This is a genomic window from Telluria sp. BA11, assembly GCF_056680305.1.
Map to the genome: position 1 here is coordinate 693,792 of NZ_CM155275.1, position 22,060 is coordinate 715,851.

21 protein-coding genes are annotated in these 22,060 nt (G+C 62.5%); 2 read left to right on the forward strand and 19 right to left on the reverse strand.

Annotated features, from left to right (window positions below):
- Positions 1–5: 5 nt before the first annotated feature.
- From lepB to AC1MGT_RS03010, 15 genes are all read right to left on the reverse strand, one after another.
- Complete coding sequence (gene lepB / locus AC1MGT_RS02940; protein WP_499502946.1) at positions 6–935, reverse strand: signal peptidase I; 930 nt, start codon at positions 933–935, stop codon at positions 6–8.
- Complete coding sequence (gene lepA / locus AC1MGT_RS02945; protein WP_183558236.1) at positions 935–2,728, reverse strand: translation elongation factor 4; 1,794 nt, start codon at positions 2,726–2,728, stop codon at positions 935–937. The genes lepB and lepA overlap by 1 nt, the downstream gene beginning before the upstream one ends.
- Before the next feature lie 181 nt (positions 2,729–2,909).
- Positions 2,910–3,215 (reverse strand): glutaredoxin family protein, encoded by a 306-nt coding sequence (locus AC1MGT_RS02950; protein ID WP_499502947.1) that lies wholly within the window; start codon positions 3,213–3,215, stop codon positions 2,910–2,912.
- Positions 3,215–4,678 (reverse strand): DegQ family serine endoprotease, encoded by a 1,464-nt coding sequence (locus AC1MGT_RS02955; protein ID WP_499502948.1) that lies wholly within the window; start codon positions 4,676–4,678, stop codon positions 3,215–3,217. Before AC1MGT_RS02955 ends, AC1MGT_RS02950 begins: the two co-directional genes overlap by 1 nt.
- A gap of 133 nt (positions 4,679–4,811) precedes the next feature.
- Positions 4,812–5,174 carry a sigma-E factor negative regulatory protein gene (locus AC1MGT_RS02960; protein ID WP_499502949.1) on the reverse strand — a complete coding sequence of 121 codons (363 nt, stop codon included), beginning with the start codon at positions 5,172–5,174 and terminating at the stop codon, positions 4,812–4,814.
- 42 nt (positions 5,175–5,216) lie between these two features.
- Positions 5,217–5,819: an RNA polymerase sigma factor RpoE gene (gene rpoE / locus AC1MGT_RS02965; protein ID WP_332530885.1), complete on the reverse strand. Its 603-nt coding sequence runs from the start codon at positions 5,817–5,819 to the stop codon at positions 5,217–5,219.
- Positions 5,820–5,872: 53 nt separating this feature from the next.
- Positions 5,873–6,436 (reverse strand): protein YgfX, encoded by a 564-nt coding sequence (locus tag AC1MGT_RS02970; RefSeq protein ID WP_499502950.1) that lies wholly within the window; start codon positions 6,434–6,436, stop codon positions 5,873–5,875.
- 174 nt (positions 6,437–6,610) lie between these two features.
- Entirely contained in the window at positions 6,611–7,858 is a 1,248-nt protein-coding gene (gene fabF / locus AC1MGT_RS02975; RefSeq protein ID WP_332530887.1) for a beta-ketoacyl-ACP synthase II, read from the reverse strand.
- A gap of 42 nt (positions 7,859–7,900) precedes the next feature.
- Positions 7,901–8,140 (reverse strand): acyl carrier protein, encoded by a 240-nt coding sequence (acpP, locus tag AC1MGT_RS02980; RefSeq protein WP_020653257.1) that lies wholly within the window; start codon positions 8,138–8,140, stop codon positions 7,901–7,903.
- A gap of 212 nt (positions 8,141–8,352) precedes the next feature.
- Positions 8,353–9,090, reverse strand: a complete 738-nt coding sequence (gene fabG / locus AC1MGT_RS02985) for a 3-oxoacyl-ACP reductase FabG (RefSeq protein WP_183558214.1) — start codon at positions 9,088–9,090, stop codon at positions 8,353–8,355.
- A gap of 39 nt (positions 9,091–9,129) precedes the next feature.
- On the reverse strand, positions 9,130–10,065 hold the full coding sequence (fabD, locus tag AC1MGT_RS02990; protein WP_499502951.1) for an ACP S-malonyltransferase: 936 nt from the start codon (positions 10,063–10,065) through the stop codon (positions 9,130–9,132).
- 67 nt (positions 10,066–10,132) lie between these two features.
- A complete protein-coding gene (locus tag AC1MGT_RS02995; protein WP_499502952.1) occupies positions 10,133–11,119 on the reverse strand; it encodes a beta-ketoacyl-ACP synthase III in 987 nt (328 codons plus the stop codon).
- Positions 11,120–11,138: 19 nt separating this feature from the next.
- Positions 11,139–12,209 carry a phosphate acyltransferase PlsX gene (plsX, locus tag AC1MGT_RS03000; protein WP_499502953.1) on the reverse strand — a complete coding sequence of 357 codons (1,071 nt, stop codon included), beginning with the start codon at positions 12,207–12,209 and terminating at the stop codon, positions 11,139–11,141.
- 212 nt (positions 12,210–12,421) lie between these two features.
- Positions 12,422–12,604, reverse strand: a complete 183-nt coding sequence (gene rpmF, locus AC1MGT_RS03005) for a 50S ribosomal protein L32 (RefSeq protein WP_028104096.1) — start codon at positions 12,602–12,604, stop codon at positions 12,422–12,424.
- A 250-nt stretch (positions 12,605–12,854) separates the two neighbouring features.
- Positions 12,855–13,352, reverse strand: a complete 498-nt coding sequence (locus AC1MGT_RS03010; protein ID WP_332530892.1) for a YceD family protein — start codon at positions 13,350–13,352, stop codon at positions 12,855–12,857.
- 96 nt (positions 13,353–13,448) lie between these two features.
- On the opposite strand from AC1MGT_RS03010, the gene AC1MGT_RS03015 reads away from it, so the two are divergent.
- Both AC1MGT_RS03015 and AC1MGT_RS03020 read left to right on the forward strand, forming a co-directional pair.
- Entirely contained in the window at positions 13,449–14,060 is a 612-nt protein-coding gene (locus AC1MGT_RS03015; protein ID WP_499502954.1) for a Maf-like protein, read from the forward strand.
- Between the two features lie 20 nt (positions 14,061–14,080).
- Positions 14,081–14,830: an SAM-dependent methyltransferase gene (locus tag AC1MGT_RS03020; protein WP_499502955.1), complete on the forward strand. Its 750-nt coding sequence runs from the start codon at positions 14,081–14,083 to the stop codon at positions 14,828–14,830.
- 14 nt (positions 14,831–14,844) lie between these two features.
- Here AC1MGT_RS03020 and AC1MGT_RS03025 read toward each other — a convergent pair whose 3' ends face one another.
- The 4 genes from AC1MGT_RS03025 to clpB all read right to left on the reverse strand — a co-directional run bounded on the left by AC1MGT_RS03025 (position 14,845) and on the right by clpB (position 22,000).
- Complete coding sequence (locus tag AC1MGT_RS03025; protein ID WP_499502956.1) at positions 14,845–16,113, reverse strand: EAL and HDOD domain-containing protein; 1,269 nt, start codon at positions 16,111–16,113, stop codon at positions 14,845–14,847.
- 125 nt (positions 16,114–16,238) lie between these two features.
- Entirely contained in the window at positions 16,239–17,525 is a 1,287-nt protein-coding gene (locus AC1MGT_RS03030; protein ID WP_499502957.1) for a 23S rRNA (adenine(2030)-N(6))-methyltransferase RlmJ, read from the reverse strand.
- 239 nt (positions 17,526–17,764) lie between these two features.
- Positions 17,765–19,063 (reverse strand): isocitrate lyase, encoded by a 1,299-nt coding sequence (gene aceA / locus AC1MGT_RS03035; protein ID WP_258834751.1) that lies wholly within the window; start codon positions 19,061–19,063, stop codon positions 17,765–17,767.
- Between the two features lie 327 nt (positions 19,064–19,390).
- Positions 19,391–22,000, reverse strand: coding sequence for an ATP-dependent chaperone ClpB (gene clpB, locus AC1MGT_RS03040; protein ID WP_499502958.1), 2,610 nt, complete (start codon positions 21,998–22,000; stop codon positions 19,391–19,393).
- Between the last annotated feature and the right edge of the window lie 60 nt (positions 22,001–22,060).

Here is a 22,060-nt window from a genome sequence, read left to right on the forward strand (position 1 = left end):
CCTCTTTAATGAATGCCGCCAACGCGCTTGAAGTTGCCAAAGTTCATCCAGACGACGAATGCCTTGCCCACGATATTCCGGTCCGGCACGAAGCCCCAGTAGCGGCTATCGGCGCTGTTGTCGCGGTTGTCGCCCATCATGAAATACTGGCCAGCCGGCACGACGCAGGTGAATTTGTCTTCCGTATAGTCGCAGGCTTCGCGCAGCGGGAACTGCTCGACGCTGGGGAAGTCAAAGTTGCGACGATCGGCCGTGTTCAGGATGCGGTGCTGCGTGAACCCGCCCGGGCTCGGCAGTTTTTCTTCGAGCTGTTTGTGGTAGACCGGATGCTGGTCGTCCAGGTAATCGTCCAGCGGCGTGTACTCGACGGCCTTGCCATTGACGGTCAGGCGTTTGTCTTCGTAGGTGATGGTATCACCAGGCACGCCGACGACGCGCTTGATGTAATCCTGGCTCATGTCCTTCGGATATTTAAACACCATCACGTCGCCCCGCTGCGGGTCATTGATCTGGATAACTTTCTTGTTGATGATTGGCAGGCGGATACCGTAGGTGTATTTGTTCACCAGGATGAAGTCGCCCACCAGCAGCGTCGGCACCATTGATGACGACGGAATCTTGAACGGCTCCCACAAGAATGAACGCAGGATGAACACCATCGCAATCACCGGGAAGAAACTGCCCGAATACTCGACCCAGGTCGGCTGGCGCACGTGCGCTGCTTCGATCGCGGCGCGGTTGCCGTTGTGGTCGACCTTGATGCCCTCGGCCATCAGCTTTGCATTGCGCGCATCGTACTCGCGCAGCGCGGCATCGGCGGCGCGCCGGCGCTGCTTTGCCAACACAAACCGGTCCAGGCACCAGATGATGCCCGTGATGACCATCAGCACGAACAGAATCAGGGCGAAATTGCTCAACACGGGTTGCAGGTTCATTATTTGTCTTCCACCTGGAGGATCGCCAGGAACGCTTCTTGTGGAATCTCCACCGAGCCGACCTGCTTCATGCGCTTCTTGCCTGCCTTTTGTTTCTCAAGCAGTTTCTTTTTACGGGAAATATCGCCGCCGTAGCACTTGGCCAGCACGTTCTTGCGCAGCGCTTTCACGTTTTCACGCGAAATGATCGTCGCGCCAATGGCGGCCTGGATCGCCACGTCGAACATCTGGCGCGGGATCAGTTCGCGCATCTTCGCAGCCACCTGGCGGCCACGGTATGGTGCGTTGGCGCGGTGCACGATGATGGCCAGCGCATCGACTTTCTCGCTGTTGATCAGCATATCGACCTTGACGACGTCGGCAGCGCGGTTTTCCTTGAACTCGTAATCCATCGACGCGTAACCGCGCGAGGTGGACTTCAGGCGATCGAAGAAGTCCAGCACGATCTCGGCCATCGGAATTTCGTAGTGCAGTTTCACCTGGCGGCCGTGGTAGGCCATGTCCATCTGGATGCCGCGCTTGCCGTTACACAGCGTCATCACGGCGCCCACGTATTCTTGCGGCATGTACAGATTGACGTCGACGATCGGCTCGCGCACTTCGTTGATTTTTGACGGTTCCGGCATCTTCGACGGATTGTCGACGCGGATCATGGTGCCGTCGCGCATTTCGACTTCATACACGACGGTCGGGGCCGTCGTAATCAGGTCCATGTCGAATTCGCGCTCGAGGCGCTCCTGCACGATTTCCATGTGCAGAAGACCCAGGAAGCCGCAGCGGAAGCCGAAGCCCAGCGCCTGCGAGACTTCCGGCTCGTACATCAGGGCCGCGTCGTTCAGCTTGAGCTTTTCCAGCGAATCGCGCAGCGCGTCGTACTGGTTGGCCTCGACCGGGAACAGGCCGGCAAACACTTGCGGCTGGACTTCCTTGAAGCCCGGCAGCGGTTCGGCAGCCGGCTTGTTGGCCAGGGTCACCGTATCGCCGACCTTCGCGGCGGTCAGTTCCTTGATGCCGGCGATGATGAAGCCCACCTGGCCAGCCGACAGCGACGGCAGCGAGACCGAGCGCGGCGTGAACACGCCGATACTTTCGACCAGGTTCACCGAGCCGGTCGCCATCAAGAGGATCTTGTCTTTCGGACGCAGCGTGCCGTTGATCACGCGCACCAGCATCACGACGCCGACGTACGGGTCGTACCACGAGTCGACAATCAGCGCCTGCAGCGGCGCATCGGCGTCGCCCTTCGGTGGCGGCACGCGGGCGATCAGCGTTTCCAGCACGTCTTCGATGCCCAGGCCCGTCTTGGCCGAGCACATCGTCGCGTCGCTGGCGTCGATGCCGATGACGTCTTCGATTTCCTTGCGGGCGTTGTCCGGGTCGGCGTGCGGCAAGTCGATCTTGTTCAGGATCGGCACCACTTCGACGCCCAGATCGAGCGCGGTGTAGCAGTTGGCGACCGTCTGCGCTTCCACGCCCTGCGACGCGTCGACGACCAGCAGCGCGCCTTCGCAGGCGGACAGCGAGCGGCTCACTTCGTACGAGAAGTCGACGTGACCCGGGGTGTCGATCAGGTTCAGGTTATAGACCTGGCCATCGCGCGCCTTGTAATGCAGGGCCGCGGTCTGGGCCTTGATGGTGATGCCGCGCTCGCGTTCCAGGTCCATCGAATCGAGCACCTGGGCATCCATTTCACGGTCCGACAAGCCGCCGCACAGCTGAATGATGCGGTCAGCCAGGGTCGATTTACCGTGGTCGATGTGGGCGATGATGGAGAAGTTACGTATGTTGTTCATTAACAGAGCTCAAAACCAAATAGACCGCGAATGCGGCGGATACGACTGAATCAGGGTGCACGTGCCGCGCGCGGCAAACAGAAAAAGCGCCGCGCCGGGGCCGTGCCGGTCCCCAGGCGAGCGCCATGGCAAAGCAAACAATTCTGGGGAGGGCCGTCTTGAAACACGCCAACCCGGCATTTTACCGGATTTCGGGACGGCCAACGGGATTTCCGGCCTGCCCCTCGAGGTAGGCCAGCACCGCGGCGCGGTCGAGGAAGTAATGGCACAGCTCGGGCCGGTCGAGCGCGCCATACAGCACCGGCACCAGCTCATCGAAGCGTGCCACCAGTGCGGGATCGGCGTCGACGTCCAGCACGCTGATCGCGAATGGCCGCGCCGGGGTTTCCATGGCCCGCAGCGCTGCCAGCATGTCGTCGCACAGGTGGCAATACCCGCGCGCGTACAGCGTGAACGGTACTGGTGGCGCGGCGGGCACTGCGTGCATCAGGGACGCGGCTTGATGGTCAGGTATTGCGTGGCGCCGTCGCGTTGCACCAGCAGCGCCACTGGCTTCGCCTTGTCATGCTTGGCGAGCAGGCCCGCGAACTGTTCGACGCTCGTCAGCGGCGTGTTGTTCCACTGCAGGAGCACATCGCCCGGCTCGATGCCGGCGCTGGCTGCGGCGCCGGTCGCGTTCTCGACCAGCACGCCGCCCTCCACGCCCAACTGGCGGCGGTCGGCCTGCGGGATGGCTGACAAGGTCAAGCCAAACGCATTGGCCGTCGCGCCCTGTGCCGGCTTTTTGGCCGCAGGCTTGCCGGGCGTCGATTTCTCGTCCTGCAGCTCGACGATCGTGACCGGCACCTCGACCTGCGCGCCACGACGCCAGACGGTGACGCTGGCGCGGCTGCCGACCTTGGCGGCGCCGACCAGGCGTGGCAGGTCGCGTGTGGTCTCGACCGGCTGCTTGTTGAAGGCCAGGATGATGTCGCCAACCTTGATGCCGCCCTTCTCGGCCGGCCCGCCCGCCTCGACCATCGACACTTCGGCGCCGCGCGCCTTGCCCAGGCCCAGCGATTCGGCCACGTCGCGCGTGACTTCGCTGATCTGCACGCCGATGCGGCCCCGCGTGACCTTGCCGGTGGCCTTGAGTTGTTCGGAGACGCGCGTGACTTCATCGATCGGTACCGCAAACGAGATGCCGTTGTACGCACCCGACAAGGTGGCGATCTGCGAATTGATGCCGATGACTTCCCCGCGCATATTGATCAGCGGACCGCCCGAGTTGCCGGGGTTGACCGCCACATCGCTCTGGATCAGCGGCAGGTATTCGCCCGTGTCGCGCGACTTGGCCGAAATGATGCCGGCCGTGACCGTGTTTTCGAGGCCGAACGGCGAGCCGATCGCCAGCACCCATTCGCCGACGCGGATCTTGCTCGAGTCGCCCGTGCGCAGGTACGGCAGGTTGGTGGCGGTCAGCTTGAGCAGTGCGACGTCCGAGCGGCGGTCGGCGCCCAGCACCTTGGCCTTGAATTCACGGCGGTCAGTCAACGTGACCGTCACCTCATCGGCGCCTTCGACCACGTGGGCATTGGTCAGCACGTAACCATCGCCAGAAATGATGAAGCCCGAGCCGACGCCGCGCTGGACTTCACGCTCTTCGTCGGCCTGCGGCGGGCCGCGCCGGCCGCCGCGCGGCGGCATCTGGCCACCGAAGAAGCGGCGCAAAAATTCCTGCATTTCTTCTTCGCCGGGCGCCCCGCCGCGCGTGCTGACGCGTTCGGTAGTGCGGATATTGACGACGGCCGGGCCGACCTTGTCGATCACATCGGTGAAGTCGGGCAAGCCCGTGACGGTGGGCGCGGACACAGGCGCGGCGCCGGCAGCGTAGGCCGACGAGAGGGTGAATGCAGAGGTGCCGGACACGAGCAGTGCCGACAAGAGCAGGCTGGCAGTTTTACTGGTCATGGATTCGCTGTTGAATGGCTAAGATTAATCAAATGGTAAGCCAAAAACGGCGCTTTGTCGCGTCGCCAGGCGTCGCGTGCAGGACAGCCCGGGCTGCACAGCGTGACAGCGCGGACCGTGGAGGAAGCGCAGCTCAGGAAGTGCCGGGGTTGGCGAGAATGGCCGCCTGGCCCGTTGACTCGGTGGCGCCGTTGGCACTGCCATTGCTGCGATCGCCGCTGTCGCCAGCCTCGGGCGGCAACGCCGACTCCGCCGCCAGACGCGCCGCCAGCCGCTCGGCAAAGCCGGGCGACAACGCCGGCGCCGGCGTGGCGCGCAGCGTGTCCCTGATCAGGTGATACCGGTCCCACGCCACTTTGCCATCCTTCTCCTGAAGTGCAGCAAACGCCAACTCCACATCGGCCTGCGGCAATTCGCCGTCGACCAATGCGGAGATATGCGCGCGTAGTGTCTCGTTGGTGTCCATCGGAGTGTCCGTCGACGTCGGTGTGTTCACGGTAAGTTCAATCTTAATGCTGTGTTCGTACGATCCCGCTACCTACCGTCGTTTGTCAACCGGAAATTCAAGCAAAGGCCGCAATTTTTCGGCAATGACTTCGCGCGCCCGAAAAATACGGCTGCGTACCGTACCGATAGGACAGGCCATTACTTCGGATATCTCTTCGTAGCTGAGTCCTTCTATTTCGCGCAAGACAATTGCCGTGCGTAGTTCCAGGGGCAGCGCTTCCATGGCTGCGTTCACCGTGTGGGCGATCTGCTTACTGGCCAGCATTGACTCCGGCGTATTAATGTCACGCAGGCTGTCCGCATCGTCGAAGCCTTCGGCCCCTTCCGCGTCGGTCTCCGTCGAGGTCGGCGCACGCCTGCCCTGGGTCACCAGGTAATTCTTGGCCGTGTTGATGCCTATCCGGTACAGCCAGGTATAAAACGCGGAATCACCGCGAAAATGGCGCAGTGCCCGATAGGCCTTGATGAACGTTTCCTGCACGACGTCTTCGGCCTCAGCCGGATCGTGAACAAGACGCGACACCAGGCGCATCAAGCGGCGCTGGTACTTGGAGACGAGCAGATCGAACGCCTTCTGTTCTCCTGCCTGCACGCGCTCCACCAGCAACTGATCACTCTCGCGTTCTGTCGTCACGGACCATGCCCCATTGGCGACCCTCTCCTAAGAGTTGATCCCCTGCAATAAGTTCAAAGTATTTTTGTCGCTTCGGCCCGCGCACCCTGCGCCAACGACCGTACGGCTACGGACAGCGCACGAAAGTCGCCTGACGACAGGCTGTCGCGCAGTACGACGAGCGCTACCGTCTTGCCAGCCGCCGTGCGCAGACGCAGCAGAATGCAGGCCGGCCAGACTGTGGCGCCCGGCAGCAGCGTCACCGCAACCCCTTCGGCTGTGGGTCCGGATGAACCCGCTACGTGCGGTGCGCCCGCCGCGCCGGCTGCGCGCATCTCTTGTTGTACCGTCAGGCGTAGCTGCCCAAGTCCAGAAATATCAAGGCGGTGTGCCGTTCCAAATTTGGGCAAAAGTGCATGGGAATCAGCCTGTGAGCAAGCCTGCAGACGATGCCGTGTGCGGACCAATGGCCACCCCAGCGCCACAGCGCCGGCCAGCGGCACAAGGGCGACCAGCCCGCCCAACGCGAAGCGTTCAGGTGTGCCGAGGCCGCTGACCAATGCGGTCGCAATGAGGGCGCCACCGAGCGCAGCGCACAGCCAATACAGGCAACGCGACGGCCGGACGATGACAGACACCGCACAGTTCATACAACGAGGGAAGCATGAATAACAAGAATCGGCTAGCCCGGCGGGCAAGCTGCGGACGTTGCCGCCAGCACCGGGACACTACCGCTGTAGGACAACAAGCGGGCAATGCACCGGGCTACAGAAAGCGCCCATCCCGTTCGACCGGGATGGGGCTGGTCAAGTTCAGATTTTCGCGAAAACGAGCGTACCGTTGGTACCGCCGAAACCGAACGAGTTCTTCACCGCGTAATCGATCTTCATCTCACGCGCCGTGTTGGCGCAAAAGTCCAGGTCGCACTCGGGATCCTGGTTGAAGATGTTGATCGTCGGCGGCGAGATCTGGTTATGGATCGCCAGTACCGTGAACACCGATTCCAGGCCGCCGGCGCCACCAAGCAGGTGACCGGTCATCGACTTGGTCGAATTCACGACAATCTTCTTGGCATGGTCGCCAAACACGCGCTTGATGCCGCGCACTTCTGCAGCATCGCCCAATGGCGTCGAGGTGCCGTGCGCATTCACGTACTGCACCTGATCGGCATTGATGCCGGCGTTGTTGAGGGCATTGACCATGCAACGTGCCGCGCCACTGCCATCCTCGACCGGCGAGGTGATGTGGTTGGCGTCCGCGCTCATGCCGAAGCCGATGACTTCAGCGTAGATGCGGGCGCCGCGCGCGACAGCGTGCTCATACTCTTCGACGACCATGACACCGGCGCCCTCACCCAGCACGAAGCCGTCGCGGTCGCGGTCCCATGGACGCGAGGCCGTGGCCGGATCATCGTTGCGGGTCGACAGCGCGCGTGCCGAGGCGAAGCCGCCCAGGCCCAGTGGCGACACGGTCGACTCGGCGCCGCCCGCGATCATCACGTCGGCGTCGCCGTACTCGATCAGGCGCGCTGCCGCGCCGATGCTGTGCAGGCCGGTGGTGCAAGCGGTGACGATGGCCAGGTTCGGACCACGCAGGCCGAACTTGATCGAGAGATCGCCCGAGATCATGTTGATAATCGAGGCTGGCACGAAGAATGGCGAAATACGGCGTGCGCCGCGGTTCATGTATTCCTCTTTGGTGGCTTCGATCAGCGGCAGGCCGCCGATGCCCGAACCGATCACCACGCCAATGCGATCCGCATTTTCTTCGGTAACAACCAGGCCCGAATCCTGCAGGGCCTGGATCCCGGCTGCCATGCCGTAATGGATAAAGCTATCCATATGGCGGCCTTCTTTGCCCGGCAGGTAATCCTCGACGACGAAGTTCTTTACTTCACCAGCGAAGTGGGTCGTGAATTGCGACGCATCAAATTTGGTGATGGCGGCAATACCCGACTTGCCAGCCAGCGCTGCATCCCACGCTTCGGTAACGGTGTTACCGATTGGTGAAATGCAGCCCAGGCCAGTGACGACGACACGGCGGTTGCGTGAACGACTCAAGCGATTCTCCCAAAAACTGTAAAGCGACTACTAGACCCCGACTCAGGCTTTGACGTGCGCGGTAGCGTAGTCGATGGCTTGCTTGACGGTGGTGATCTTCTCAGCCTGTTCGTCAGGGATTTCCATTTCGAACTCATCTTCCAGAGCCATCACCAGCTCGACGGTGTCCAGCGAGTCAGCACCGAGGTCGTCAACGAACGAGGATTCGATTTTGATGTCTGCTTCAGCAACACCCAGTTGCTCAGCGACGATTTTTTTAACGCGTTGTTCGATATCCGACATGTTGTAGCTCCATTAAGGTATGTGTTGCGGAAAGTGCGCGCATTTTATCAGGTTTGCGACCTGAAAAACTATTTTCGGCGACTGCGCCTAACTCGCCGGAAAGTCCTGCTAAAAGTCGGGATTGCACCGATATCGTCCTGTTCAAACGGGGCCAATTATCGTGCAATCCATCCCTTTATTGCTTCTGATTTCCTGCTTGATGCTTAATATACTTAATTCATGTACATGCCGCCGTTCACGTGCAGCTCGGTGCCCGTGATGTAGGCCGCCTGCGGTCCGGCCAGGAACGCCACCGCATGGGCGATGTCTTCCGGCTGGCCCAGGCGGCCAAGCGGAATCTGGGTCAGCAGTGCAGCGTGCTGATCGTCGCCCAGCGACTTGGTCATGTCGGTATCGATGAAGCCCGGCGCGACGCAATTGACGGTGATGTTACGGCTGCCGATCTCGCGCGCCAGCGCGCGGGTCATGCCGGCCACGCCGGCCTTCGCCGCCGCGTAGTTCATCTGGCCCGGATTGCCCGAGGCGCCCACCACCGACGTAATGTTGATGATGCGGCCGGCCTTGGCCTTCATCATCCCGCGCAGCACCAGGCGCGACAGGCGGCCGACGGCGGTCAGGTTGGTGGCGATCACGCCGTCCCACTCTTCGTCTTTCATGCGCATGGCCAGGTTGTCCTGGGTAATGCCGGCATTGTTCACGAGGATCGACAGGCTGCCGAATTCCTTCTGCACATCCGCCACGACGGCCGCGCAGCGTTCGCTGTCGAGCACGTTCAGGACGACGCCCTTGCCGCCGAACGGCGCCAGGTAGTCCGAGATCGCCTGCGCGCCGGCGTCGCTGGTGGCGGTGCCGACGACTTTCGCGCCCTGGCGGGCCAGTTCCAGAGCGATGGCCTTGCCGATGCCGCGCGATGCGCCGCTGATCAGGGCGACTTGGTTTTCCAGATTCATGGTGATCCTCTTGTTGGGGTTGTTGGTGCTGCGCCGGCGTTACGCGTTGAACGTGGCCAGCACGCGCTCGAGCGCGGCCTGGTCGACCAGCGCGTCGCCGACCAGCGCCGGGTCGATACGCTTGGCCATGCCCACCAGCGTCTTGCTCGGTGCGCACTCGATGACCTGCGTGACGCCGTCCTGCGCCATCTTCTGCATCGTCTCGACCCAGCGCACCGGACCGGCGGCCTGGCGCACCAGCGCATCCTTGATCTGCTCCGGATCATTCAACACGACGACATCGACGTTGTTGATGACGGGGATCTGTGGCACGGCAAAGGTCAACGTGCGCATGTACTCGCGCAGACGATCCGATGCGGGTTTGAGCAGCGACGAGTGGAACGGCGCCGAGACCGACAGCTTCATCGCGCGCTTGGCGCCTTTCGCCTTGGCGATCTCGCAGGCGCGTTCGACCGCCGCCGTGTGGCCGGCGATCACGATCTGGGTCGGCTCGTTGAAGTTGACCGCTTCGACGACCTCGCCCTGTGCGGCTTCAGCACAGACTGCGCGCACGTCGTCGGCCTGCAGGCCGAGGATGACGGCCATGCCGCCCTGCCCGACCGGCACCGCGTCCTGCATCGACTGCGCGCGAAAGCGCACCAGCGGCACGGCGTCGGCAAACGGGATCACGCCAGCGGCGACCAGCGCCGAGTATTCGCCCAGGCTGTGACCGGCGACAACGGACGGTATCGGGCCGCCGGCCGCGATCCAGGCGCGGTACACGGCCACGGCGGCGGTCAGCATGACCGGCTGGGTGTTGGTGGTGAGATCGAGGTCTTCTTTCGGGCCGTCGGCGATCAGGCGCTGCAGATCGAAGCCGAGGGCGTCTGAGGCTTCTTGCACGGTACGGTCGACAACCGGGTTGCCGGCGAAACCGTTCAGCATGCCCACTGCCTGGGCGCCTTGTCCGGTAAACAGGAATGCGAAGTTGCTCATCGTGATGTATCCGTAGTAATTGGTTCTTGGGAGTGCCGCCGGTGAGTGCGACGCAGCGTGCGACTCGTTACATGCGCGCCAGCACGGCGCCCCAGGTAAAGCCACCGCCCACGCCTTCCATCAGCACGTTCTGGCCCGGCTTGATGCGGCCATCGCGTACCGCCTGGTCGAGCGCCAGCGGAATCGACGCGGCCGAGGTATTGCCATGCTCATTGACGGTGACGACCATTTTTTCCAGCGGCAGGCCGAGCTTCTTGGCAGTGCCGTTCATGATGCGGATATTGGCCTGGTGCGGCACCAGCCAGTCGATCTGGTCCGGCGTGACGCCGGCCGTATCGAGCACTTCGTGCGCGACTTTTTCGAGCACCGACACGGCCAGCTTGAACACGGCCGGGCCGTCCATGTGCAGGAAACCGCTGCCGGCAACGGCGCCGCCCGCCAGGTTGCCCGGGATCGACAGGATGTCGGCGTGGCTGCCGTCGGCGTGCAGTTTGGTGGCCAGGATGCCCGGCTCATTCGACACTTCCAGCAGCACGGCGCCGGCGCCATCGCCGAACAGCACGCAGGTGCCGCGGTCATTGAAATCGACAATGCGCGAGAAAATCTCGGAACCGATCACGAGCACGCGCTTGTGGTTGCCGGCGCGGATGAACGCGTCGGCTGTCGACAGCGCATAGACGAAGCCGCTGCAGACCGCCTGCACGTCGAAGGCGGCGCTGCCATTGGCCATCCCCAGCTTTTGCTGGACGATGCAGGCCGTGCTCGGGAAGCTGCCGTGGAAATCGGGGGTGGAACTGGCGACGATGACGAGGTCGATGTCGCCCGCCTCGCGGCCGGCCATCTCGAGCGCCCGGCGCGCGGCGTGCACGGCCAGGTCGGACGAGAGTTCATCGGCGGCGGCGAAGTGGCGCGCCTCGATGCCGCTGCGGGTAACAATCCATTCGTGCGACGTTTCGACACCTTGCGCAGCCAGCCGCGTGGCCAGCGCTTCATTGGTGACACGGTTGGCCGGCAGGTAGCTGCCGGTGCCGGTGATTTTGCTGTACAGGGTCATTGCTTCACCATCCGCTCGGTTATTGCGCCTGGCGCTCGATCGTGGACACGGGCTCGAGCACCGGCATGGGCGCTTCGGCAGCGCCCGTTGAATTCGGCATCAGCTCGGTAATTAATGCCGACAACTGTTCTTGCACATTATTGTGCGCGGCCTCGTAGGCACGCTTGAGCGCCCATTCGAACGAATAGGCGTTGGCGCCGCCGTGGCTCTTGAACACCAGGCCCTTCAGGCCCAGCAGACCGGCGCCATTGTAGCGCTCGGGATTGAGTTTCTTCATGGCCTTGCGTGCGAGCACGGCGCCGACCATCGACATGATGTCGGACTTGAACGTCGTTTTCATGAAGCGCGACAGGCCTTCGATCGCCTTGAGCATCACGTTGCCGACGAAACCGTCGCAGACGACGACGTCCACGGTGCCCTTGAAGATGTCATTGCCTTCGACGTTGCCGTAGAAATTGAGCTTGCCGCGGGCAGCATCGTCGCGCAGCAGCACGCCGGTGGCCTTGACCACTTCGTTGCCCTTGATGTCTTCGGTGCCCACGTTCAAGAGGCCAATGGTCGGGCGGGGGATGCCTTCGATTGCCGAGCACAGCACCGAGCCCATGATCGCGAACTGGTGCAGGTGATGCGGTTCACAATCGACGTTCGCGCCCAGGTCGAGGATATAGGTCGGGCCGTTCTTCTGGTTCGGCATGATCGAGCAGATCGCCGGACGGTCGACGCCGGGCATCGTCTTGAGCACGTAGCGCGAGACGGCCATCAGGGCGCCGGTGTTGCCGGCCGAGACGCAGGCATTGGCGCTGCCGTCTTTCACCAGCTCGATCGCCACGCGCATCGACGAATCCTTCTTGCGGCGCAGGGCTACCTCGATCGGATCGTCCATCGCGACAACTTCGGTCGCGTTCTTGATCGTGAGACGCGGCAATTTGTCGCCGTGGTGTTTCTTGAGTTCTGCGCGCAGCACCTCTTCGACGCCCACGAGCACGAGCTCGGCGTCATCCTGCTTCTTGAGGAACGAGATTGCTGCCGGAATGGTTACTGACGGGCCGTGATCGCCACCCATGCAGTCAATGGAAATTTTTATGGTCATGTATTGGGAATGCCGCGGCTCACACAGGACTGGCGGCCAGATGGGATCGATTCGTCGCCAGGAGGCGCACAGGATCCGCGCTGCTCAACATGACGGGGCGAAATGCATGCCCGTGATGCCAACAATGCCTGAGCAGATGCCAAAGAAAAAGCGGCGCCACGCAGATAACATACGTTGCGCCGCTTTCATGGTTCTAAAAGCCAGGACGTCGATTACTCGTCGTTTTTGGTCTTCAGAACTTTGCGACCACGGTAGAAACCGTTAGGGCTGATGTGGTGACGCAGGTGCGTTTCGCCGGTGGTTGGCTCGACTGCCAGGTTTGGTGCAACCAGGAAGTCGTGCGAACGGTGCATACCGCGCTTCGATGGGGATTTTTTATTCTGCTGAACAGCCATGATAACTCCTAATACTAAGTTCTAAAATTTTAACACATTCGACGTGCAACGATTTGCGCATCGAGTATCCCAGCAGCAATCTTCAAGGATGTCCCCCGGGATTGCCGACACGTTTCCGTCTACTTCTACTACCAATGCCATACTCGAGCGCTGCACGCGTCTGACACATTCTTTGCAAATTTTGGGCGACATTCTTTCTACGCTGCCGCCACCGTACTGCGAAACCGATCCTGCTATGTTTGGTACTACATCATTCTGTCTTGAGATTCTTGAGGCCGGCAAATGGCGACGGCTTCTCGTTCTTCAGGCTGTCCAGCAGCTTGGTTTCTGGGCAGACATCGTGCTTTGGCGACTGCGGCAATGCCAGCAGGGCCTCGTCTTCGAGCAACTGGCGAATATCGCAGGTGCGGCTGCCGACGATCACATCGATGCTATCGTCGTCGAGAACGATCTCGATGGCATCGGCTTCTTCGTCATCCTTGCCCAGCACCAGCATGGTCGACGAATCGATGTCGTAATCCATAGGCTGCAGGCAACGCTGGCATTCCAGCTTCACGTGACCGGCGACCTCGAGGGTCAGCGACGGATAACCGTGACGGGTTTGACCACCTTGCATCGTCCAGCGGATGTCGCCGCCTTTTTCGGAACTCTCTGCGGCCAACCGGGTCATCTCGACCAGGGGCGTGCTGCCTTCACGAAAACCATCGCTCTTGCAAAACTCGAAGGCATCAATAATGAAAGCGCTCATTTAGAAAGTCGTCCCGGAAAACCTGCGATAATAGCAGGCTTTTCACCGCAGCGCCATGAAACTGTGGCTTCGCTGCCGATTTATCCCGAGGGCCGCATGATAACTAGCTCTACCCAGCCCCGCCTGATCCTCGCCTCGAGCTCGGCCTACCGGCGCGAATTGCTGGGCCGGCTCGGCCTGCCGTTCGAGGCCATCTCACCCGATCTCGATGAAACCCCGCTGCCAGGCGAAACGCCGCCGGCAACCGCTCTGCGCCTGGCGCGCGCCAAGGCCGAGGCCGTGGCGCGCCTGCATCCGGATGCGCTCGTGATCGGCTCCGACCAGGTCGCCACGCTCGACGATCTGCAGATCGGCAAGCCGGGTGACCATGCACGCGCGCTGGCGCAGCTGCAATTGATGCGGGGCCGTGAAGTCGTGTTCCATACGGCCTTGTGCCTGTGGGACGGGCGCGCTGCCAACCCCGCCGCCGCCCAGGTCGACAATGTGCAGGTCCGCGTGCGCTTTCGCGACCTGCCGGATGCCGAACTCGACGCCTACCTGCGCATCGAACAGCCATACGACTGCGCTGGCAGCGCCAAGAACGAAGGCTTGGGCATCGCCCTGATAGAACACATCCACTCGCTTGATCCGACCGCCCTCACCGGCTTGCCGCTCATCGCCCTGACCGGCATGCTGCGCCGCGCCGGCGTGCGCTTCTTCGGCACCTGACCACTTACCTGAAACGACCCATGCCCGGCACCCTGTACCTGATTCCCAATACCCTTGGCCCACTCGACGCCGCGCCCGGCTGCCTGAATGGCTTGCTGCCGACGCAAGTGCAGGCACTGACCAGCTCTCTCGACTATTTCGTCGCCGAAAACGCCAAGACGGCGCGCGCGTTTTTAAAACTGATCGCGATCGACCATCCGCTGGCCAAGCCACTGCAGGAAATCGAGATCGCCGAACTGAATGTGAACACGCCGGCCGCGGCGCTGACACAATTGCTGGCGCCGCTGCTGGCAGGGCGCGATGCGGGCCTGGTGTCAGAGGCCGGCGTACCGGCCGTGGCCGACCCAGGCGCCGATCTCGTGCGCCTGGCGCATCAGCACGGGATTGCCGTGCGGCCGTTGGTCGGCCCGTCGTCATTGCTGCTGGCCGTCATGGCCAGCGGCCTGAACGGCCAGAGCTTCGCCTTCAATGGCTACCTGCCGACCGATGCGGCGCTGCGCACGAAACGCATCCGCGAACTGGAAACCCGTTCACAGGGCGAGCGCCAGACACAGCTGTTCATCGAGACGCCGTATCGCAATGGTGCGATGCTCGAAGCACTGGTAGCGGGTTGCCAGCCGGGCACGCTGGTGTGCGTGGCCACCGACCTGTCGCTGCCGAGCGAGTCGGTGCGCACCATGACGGCGGCGAAGTGGAAGGCGGCGTTGGGGGCGGACAAGGGGCCGGACTTCCACAAGAAGCCGACCGTGTTCCTGCTGCTGGGACAATAAGGGGTAGGTTGGACTCAGCGCACTTCGTGGGTCAGCTCGCGGACCCAGTCGAACGCTGCCAGTTCGATCTCGCGTACCTCGGGTACGGTCAGCCCGATCTTCTTGAGTTCCGCATTGAGCTTGCGGCCGCCGACAGCGGTCTCGAGCAGCTCGGCGATGCGCAGCATCGTGCCGAAGTCGCCATCCCGGTCGATCAGCGCATCGCGTACGTCATGCGCGACCTCGACATGCACGAGGATGTCGGCCATGCGCACCGAGAACAGCGCTTCAGCCAGCGACATGATGCCAACAGTAAAGGCGCGGTCGGCGCTGGCCGTGTCGCCGGGGCGTACGCGCAGCGTCATCAGTTCGAGCAGCTTGCCGCGCGTGGTGGCCAGTTGCAGCAACGGCGAGTGAAGCGAAACCTGCGCGCCCGCCGCCGTATACAGCAGGATCTGCAGCCAGCGCCCCAGCTGGCGCCGGCCCAGCACCGCGAGCGCCTGTGACAGCGATTCGATGCGCGGACCCGGCACTGCGCGGCTGTTGACCAGGCGCAGCAGGTTCAAGCTGACCAGGGCGTCGCGCTTGACGGCCGTCTCGATGGTCTGGTTGTCGGCGTTGGAATTGACGAGCTCAAGCAGGCGCAGCAGCACGACTTCGGTCGGGGCAATCTTGCGGCCGCTGAGGATCACGGGCCGCGCAAAGTAATAACCCTGGAAGTATTCGAAACCGAGTTCCATGCACAGCTTGAATTCTTCGATCGTCTCGACTTTTTCAGCCAGCAGGCGCTTGCCGGTCTTTTTCAGCGACGCGACCAGATCGCCCAGCGCATCCGGGGCCACGCCCTTGATATCGACCTTGATAATGTCGATCAACGAGATCAGCTGATCGAGTTCGGGCGAATGTTCGATGACGTCGTCGACGGCGAACTTGAAGCCGAGGTTTTTCAGTTCGTCCACCCGCGCCAGCAACTCCGGTGTTGGCTTGACGGTTTCCAGGATTTCGAGAATGACTTTATGCGGCTGCAGGAAGCGCACGAAGTCGCTCATCAGGACGACAGCGTCGACATTGACGAAGGCAAGCTGATCGCCCACCACCTGCTCCATGCCGAGCTGGGACGCATGCGAAATGACGGCCGCCGTCGCGGCGGCGCCATCGGTCAGCTTGGCGTCTTCGTCCTCGCCGGCAGCACGAAACAGCAGCTCAAACGCGAGCAATTGCTGGTCGCGCCCGAGAATGGGTTGCCGTGCGAGGAAAAAATCGTCAGACGGCACCAAGACCGCTGCCGTTGCATCAGCATGCATTGAAATATTACTCCTGGAAACTGTCACAGCGGATCGCGGCGCGCTGGCAGCACGCACCCGCGCACCACCTGCACCGACTATACTACAAAAACATCAATCTTAGCATTTCGACATCAAATCGAACGCTAGCTGCGACCGCCGCCCTGGCGGGTGCGGCCGGTGCGCGGTGCACCCGGCGTCGCCGGGCGATCGCCACCGGTGCGGGGTGCACGCGGCGCGGCAGCATCCGACGCCGCGCGCGATGGGGCGCCGGGCGCACGGGGCGCACGAGGTGAAGCAGTCTTTGGCGCACTCGAGCGCGGTGGCGCGCCCGGCCGGCCAGCATCCTGCGTCGGACGGCCTGTGCCAGTGCGGGATGGCTTGACCGGCGCTGCCGGCTCGTCGCCTTCGCGCGGCATGACCTGGCCCGGCAGGCGCAGACTGCCCTTGCCCGACAGCGGGCTGGCGCGGCGCGCATTGCCGATCGGCTGGCGCGGCAAGCCGGCGGCCCCATCGGTGCGGCTGGCGCTACGGCCGAGGGCCGTGCCCGTGACCTGGGTGCCCTTTTCGATCGTGAAGCGTGCGCCGGCATCCTTGCCCAGCACGCGCACCAGGTACGGCAGCACTTCGCGCAGGATCGGCTCGAGCGTGTACGGCGGGTTCAGGATGAACATGCCGGAGCTGTGCAGGCCGGTGCCGTCCGGGGTCGGGGTCTGGATCGTCAACGTGACGTTGAGCCACTCCTTGGCCGGCACGCGCTTCAGGCGGTCGGCAAACTGGCGCGATTCCATGCGCTGGAGTACCGGATACCAGACAGCGTAAATGCCGCTCGGGAAGCGCAGCAGCGCGTCGTCGAGCGCTTCTTTCACACGCTTGTAGTCATCCTTGACTTCGTACGGCGGGTCGATCAGCACCAGCGCGCGACGCGACGGTGGCGGCAGCAAGGCCTTCATGCTGTCGAAACCGTCGCCCCGGTCGATCATCACGCGGCGGCCGCGCGAGCGTTCGCCCTGCTCGGCCTTGTGGGCGTCGAGCTTGCGGAAGTTATCTGCCAGGATCTTGCAATCGGCCGGGTGCAGCTCGAACAGGCGCAGGCGGTCCTGCTCGCGCGCCATCTGCTCGGCAACATACGGCGAGCCCGGGTAATAGCGCATCTTGCCGCTCGGGTTCATCCCCTTGATCAGGTCGAGGTATTCCTTGAGGGGTGCCGGAACGTCGGTGAGCGCCCACAGCGGGCCGATGCCGGTATCGAACTCGGCGGTCTTGGTCGACTGGAAACTGTCGAGTGCGTACACGCCGGCGCCCGAGTGGGTATCGATATAGGTATAGGCGGCATCCTTCTGGTTCATGTACTGGTGCAGTTGCACCTGAATGAAGTGCTTGAGGACATCGGCGTGGTTACCCGCGTGGAAGGCGTGGCGGTAGCTCAACATAAGCTGGAATTCCTAAAAGTGACGTTGCCGCGCGAAACTGGCGGCGATATTAGGCGCCATTATCCACTACAACCGACCGCGGCTGGGAATGCGGGTACGAACTTTTGGGAATGCAGGTACGGACTTGCGGGAATGTGGGTACGGACTTGCGCAGATGCGGTACGGACTTCGCGAATTCGGGTACGGACTTCCGGCAATGTAGGGTGGACGGCTCCGCCGTCCACCCTACGTCGGATCGATCAGGCGACTTTCTTTTCTTCGAAGAACTGTTCGTCCTCGGTCGAGCCGTGCAGCGCCGTGGTCGAGCTCTGGCCCTGCTGGATGGCCTGGGTTACGGCGTCGAAGTAGCCGGTGCCGACTTCGCGCTGGTGCTTGACCGCCGTAAACCCTTTTTCGGCGGCGGCGAACTCGGCTTCTTGCAGCTCGACAAAGGCCGACATGCCGGTGCGTGCGTAGCCGTGGGCCAGATTGAACATGCCGTAGTTGAGCGAGTGGAAGCCGGCCAGCGTGATGAACTGGAACTTGTAGCCCATCGCGCCCAGCTCGCGCTGGAATTTGGCGATGGTTGCGTCGTCCAGGTTCTTTTTCCAGTTGAACGACGGCGAGCAGTTATAGGCCAGCATCTTGCCCGGGAACTTGGCATGGATCGCGTCGGCAAAGCGACGGGCAAACTCGAGGTCGGGCTTGCCGGTTTCGCACCAGACCAGGTCGGCAAACGGTGCATAGGCCAGTCCGCGCGAAATCGCTTGCTCGACGCCCGGCTGGACGCGGAAGAAGCCCTCGACCGTGCGCTCGCCGGTGCAGAATTCCTTGTCGTTGGCGTCGACGTCCGACGTGAGCAGGTCGGCCGCTTCGGCGTCGGTGCGGGCGATCACGAGCGTCGTGGTCCCCATCACGTCGGCCGCTAGGCGGGCCGCGTTGAGTTTCTCGATGGCTTCGCGAGTCGGCACCAGCACCTTGCCGCCCATGTGGCCGCATTTCTTGACCGATGCCAGTTGATCCTCGAAGTGCACGCCCGATGCGCCGGCTTCGATCATCGACTTCATCAGCTCGTAGGCATTGAGCACGCCGCCGAAACCGGCTTCGGCATCGGCCACGATCGGGGCGAAGTAATCGATGTCATCCTTGCCTTCTGACCATTGAATCTGGTCGGCGCGCTGGAACGTGTTGTTGATGCGGCGCACGACCAGCGGCACCGAGTTGGCCGGATACAGCGACTGGTCGGGATACATTTCGCCAGCGGCGTTGGCGTCGCCCGCCACTTGCCAGCCCGACAGGTAGATTGCCTTCAGGCCCGCTTTCACCTGCTGCATGGCCTGGTTGCCGGTCAGCGCGCCCAGGGCGTTCACATACGGCTCATCATTGACCAGGCTCCACAGCTTCTCGGCGCCACGCTTGGCCAGCGTGTGCTCGATGCGCACCGAGCCACGCAGACGGACGACGTCAGCGGCGGTGTAATTGCGCACGACGCCTTTCCAGCGTGGATTGGTGTCCCAGTCTTGCTGCAGTTCGGCGATTTGCTGTTCACGGGTAGTCATGGTGTGTTCTCCTGAAGGGTGGTAAGACGTTTGATCAAGCCTGCGAATCCGTTGAGACAATCATAAAGCCGTTTGTGCGTGGCACCATCAGTCTTCTATAAGACATACGAGTAAAATAATTACTAGCAATATCAATGGCTTGTATCGCGTATATCATGATGCGAAATGAAATTTCTCACAATGGTAAGGAATGGCGTCGCTGTCATGCTGCGCATTCCGCATTGCACGACGATCATTTCGCATCCTGAAATCTGGCGTCTTATTTCCGGTCAAGAAACGACAAAGGGCGCGGCAATTGCCGCGCCCTTTCATTTCAACCGAACCGGCTTACTTCGCCAGCTCGACCGTCTGCTCGCCAAAGGCCAGCTCGCCACCCCGCACCCGGACCGGAATCACGTCCTTCGGTCCGAAGCGGCCCGACAGGATCGCTTTCGACAGCGGATTCTCGATCTGTTGCTGGATCGCGCGCTTGAGCGGCCTTGCGCCATACACCGGGTCATATCCTGCTTCGGCGATCTTCTGCAGCGCTTCTTCGTCGATGTCGAGCGTCATGTCCATCTTGGCCAGGCGCGCTTCCAGGATCTGCAGCTGGATGCGGGCAATGGCGCCGATGTTCTTCTCGTCGAGTGCATGGAACACGACGATCTCGTCGATGCGGTTGATGAACTCGGGGCGGAAGTGCCCGCGCACCTCGGCCATTACCGCCATCTTCACGACGGCCGGCTCATCGCTCTCCATCGCCTGGATCCGGTGCGAACCGAGGTTCGACGTCATCACGATCACCGTGTTCTTGAAGTCGACCGTGCGGCCCTGGCCATCGGTCATGCGGCCATCGTCCAGCACCTGCAGCAGTACATTGAACACGTCCGGGTGCGCCTTTTCGATCTCGTCGAGAAGGATCACGCTGTACGGCTTGCGCCGCACGGCTTCGGTCAGATAACCGCCCTCTTCATAGCCCACATAGCCCGGTGGCGCGCCGATCAGACGGGCAACCGAATGCTTCTCCATGAATTCGCTCATGTCGATGCGGATCATTGCGTCCTGCGTATCGAACAGGAAGCCGGCCAGCGCCTTGCACAGCTCGGTTTTACCCACACCCGTCGGCCCCAGGAACATGAACGAACCGTATGGGCGATCCGGGTCGGACAGGCCCGCGCGCGAACGGCGGATCGCATCCGACACCGCTTCGATGGCTTCGTCCTGGCCCACGACGCGCTTGTGCAGCTCGTCCTCGATGTGCAGCAGCTTGTCGCGCTCGCCCTGCAGCATGCGCGTGACAGGAATGCCGGTCGCGCGCGAGACCACTTCGGCGATTTCCTCGGCGCCAACCTGCGTACGCAGGAGCTTTGGCTTCTGGCCGTCGAGCTCGGCGCGCGCGGTGCTCGCTTCAGCCTCGCGCAGCTGCGCTTCGAGTTCCGGCAGGCGGCCATACTGCAGCTCGGAGGCCTGCTGCCAGTTGCTCTGGCGGCGCGCTTCCTCCATCTGGTAGCGGATGCGCTCGATCTCTTCCTTGATGTGCGTGGTGCCCTGCACCGCGGCCTTCTCGGCTTTCAGGATTTCTTCGAAGTCGTTGTACTCGCGTTCCAGGCGCACGATTTCCTCGCCCAGCAGCTCGAGGCGGCGCTGCGACGCTTCGTCGGTTTCGCGGCGCACGGCTTCGCGCTCGATCTTCAGCTGGATCATGCGCCGCTCGAGGCGGTCCATGACTTCGGGCTTCGAATCGATCTCGATCTTGATCTTGGCCGCCGCCTCGTCGATCAGGTCGATCGCCTTGTCGGGCAGGAAGCGGTCGGTAATGTAGCGGTGCGACAGCTCGGCCGCTGCGATGATCGCCGCGTCGGTGATGTCGACCTGGTGGTGCAGCTCGTATTTCTCCTGCAGCCCGCGCAGGATGGCAATCGTCGCCTCGACACTTGGCTCGTCGACGATGATCTTCTGGAAGCGGCGCTCGAGCGCGGCATCCTTTTCGACGTACTTGCGGTACTCGTCGAGCGTGGTCGCACCGACGCAGTGCAGCTCGCCGCGCGCCAGCGCTGGCTTGAGCATATTGCCGGCGTCCATCGCGCCCTCGGCCTTGCCCGCGCCAACCATCGTGTGCAGCTCGTCGATGAAGACGATCGTCTGGCCTTCGTCCTGCGCCAGCTCTTTCAGCACGCTTTTCAGGCGCTCTTCAAATTCGCCGCGGAACTTCGCGCCGGCCAGGAGCGAGGCCATGTCGAGCGACAGCACGCGCTTGCCCTTGAGCGAATCGGGCACTTCGCCGTTGACGATGCGCTGGGCCAGGCCTTCGACGATGGCCGTCTTGCCCACACCCGGTTCACCGATCAGCACGGGATTGTTCTTGCTGCGACGCTGCAGCACCTGGATCGCGCGGCGGATTTCATCGTCGCGGCCGATCACCGGATCGAGCTTGCCGGCGCGGGCGCGCTCGGTCAGGTCGAGGGTGTATTTCTTGAGCGATTCGCGCTGGCCTTCGGCTTCGGGCGAATTGACGCTTTCTCCACCGCGCACGGCCTGGATCGCCGCCTCGAGCGACTTCTTCGCCAGACCGTTTTCACGGGCCAGTCGGCCGGCGTCGGACTTGTCTTCCAGCAGCGCCAGAAGGATCATCTCGGACGAGACGAAACCGTCGCCGCGCTTTTGCGCTTCGCGATCGGCCAGGTTCAGCAGACCCATCAGGTCGCGCCCGACCTGGACGTTGCCGCCGGTACCAGTGACCTTTGGCTGACGCTCGAGCGAGGTTTTCAGCGCATTGGACAGCGCGCCGACGTTCACGCCGGCGCGCTGCAGCAGCGAGCGCGCACTGCCGTCGTCCTGATTCAACAGCGCCACCAGCAGGTGGACTGTTTCAATGTATTGGTTGTCGTTGCCGACCGCCAGGCTCTGGGCATCCGCCAGCGCTTCCTGCAGCTTGGTCGTCAATTTATCTTGTCGCATGGTGTGACTCCTGAGTTTGTTCTTGGTTGCGATACAAGATTGGGATGACGGGATGCTTTT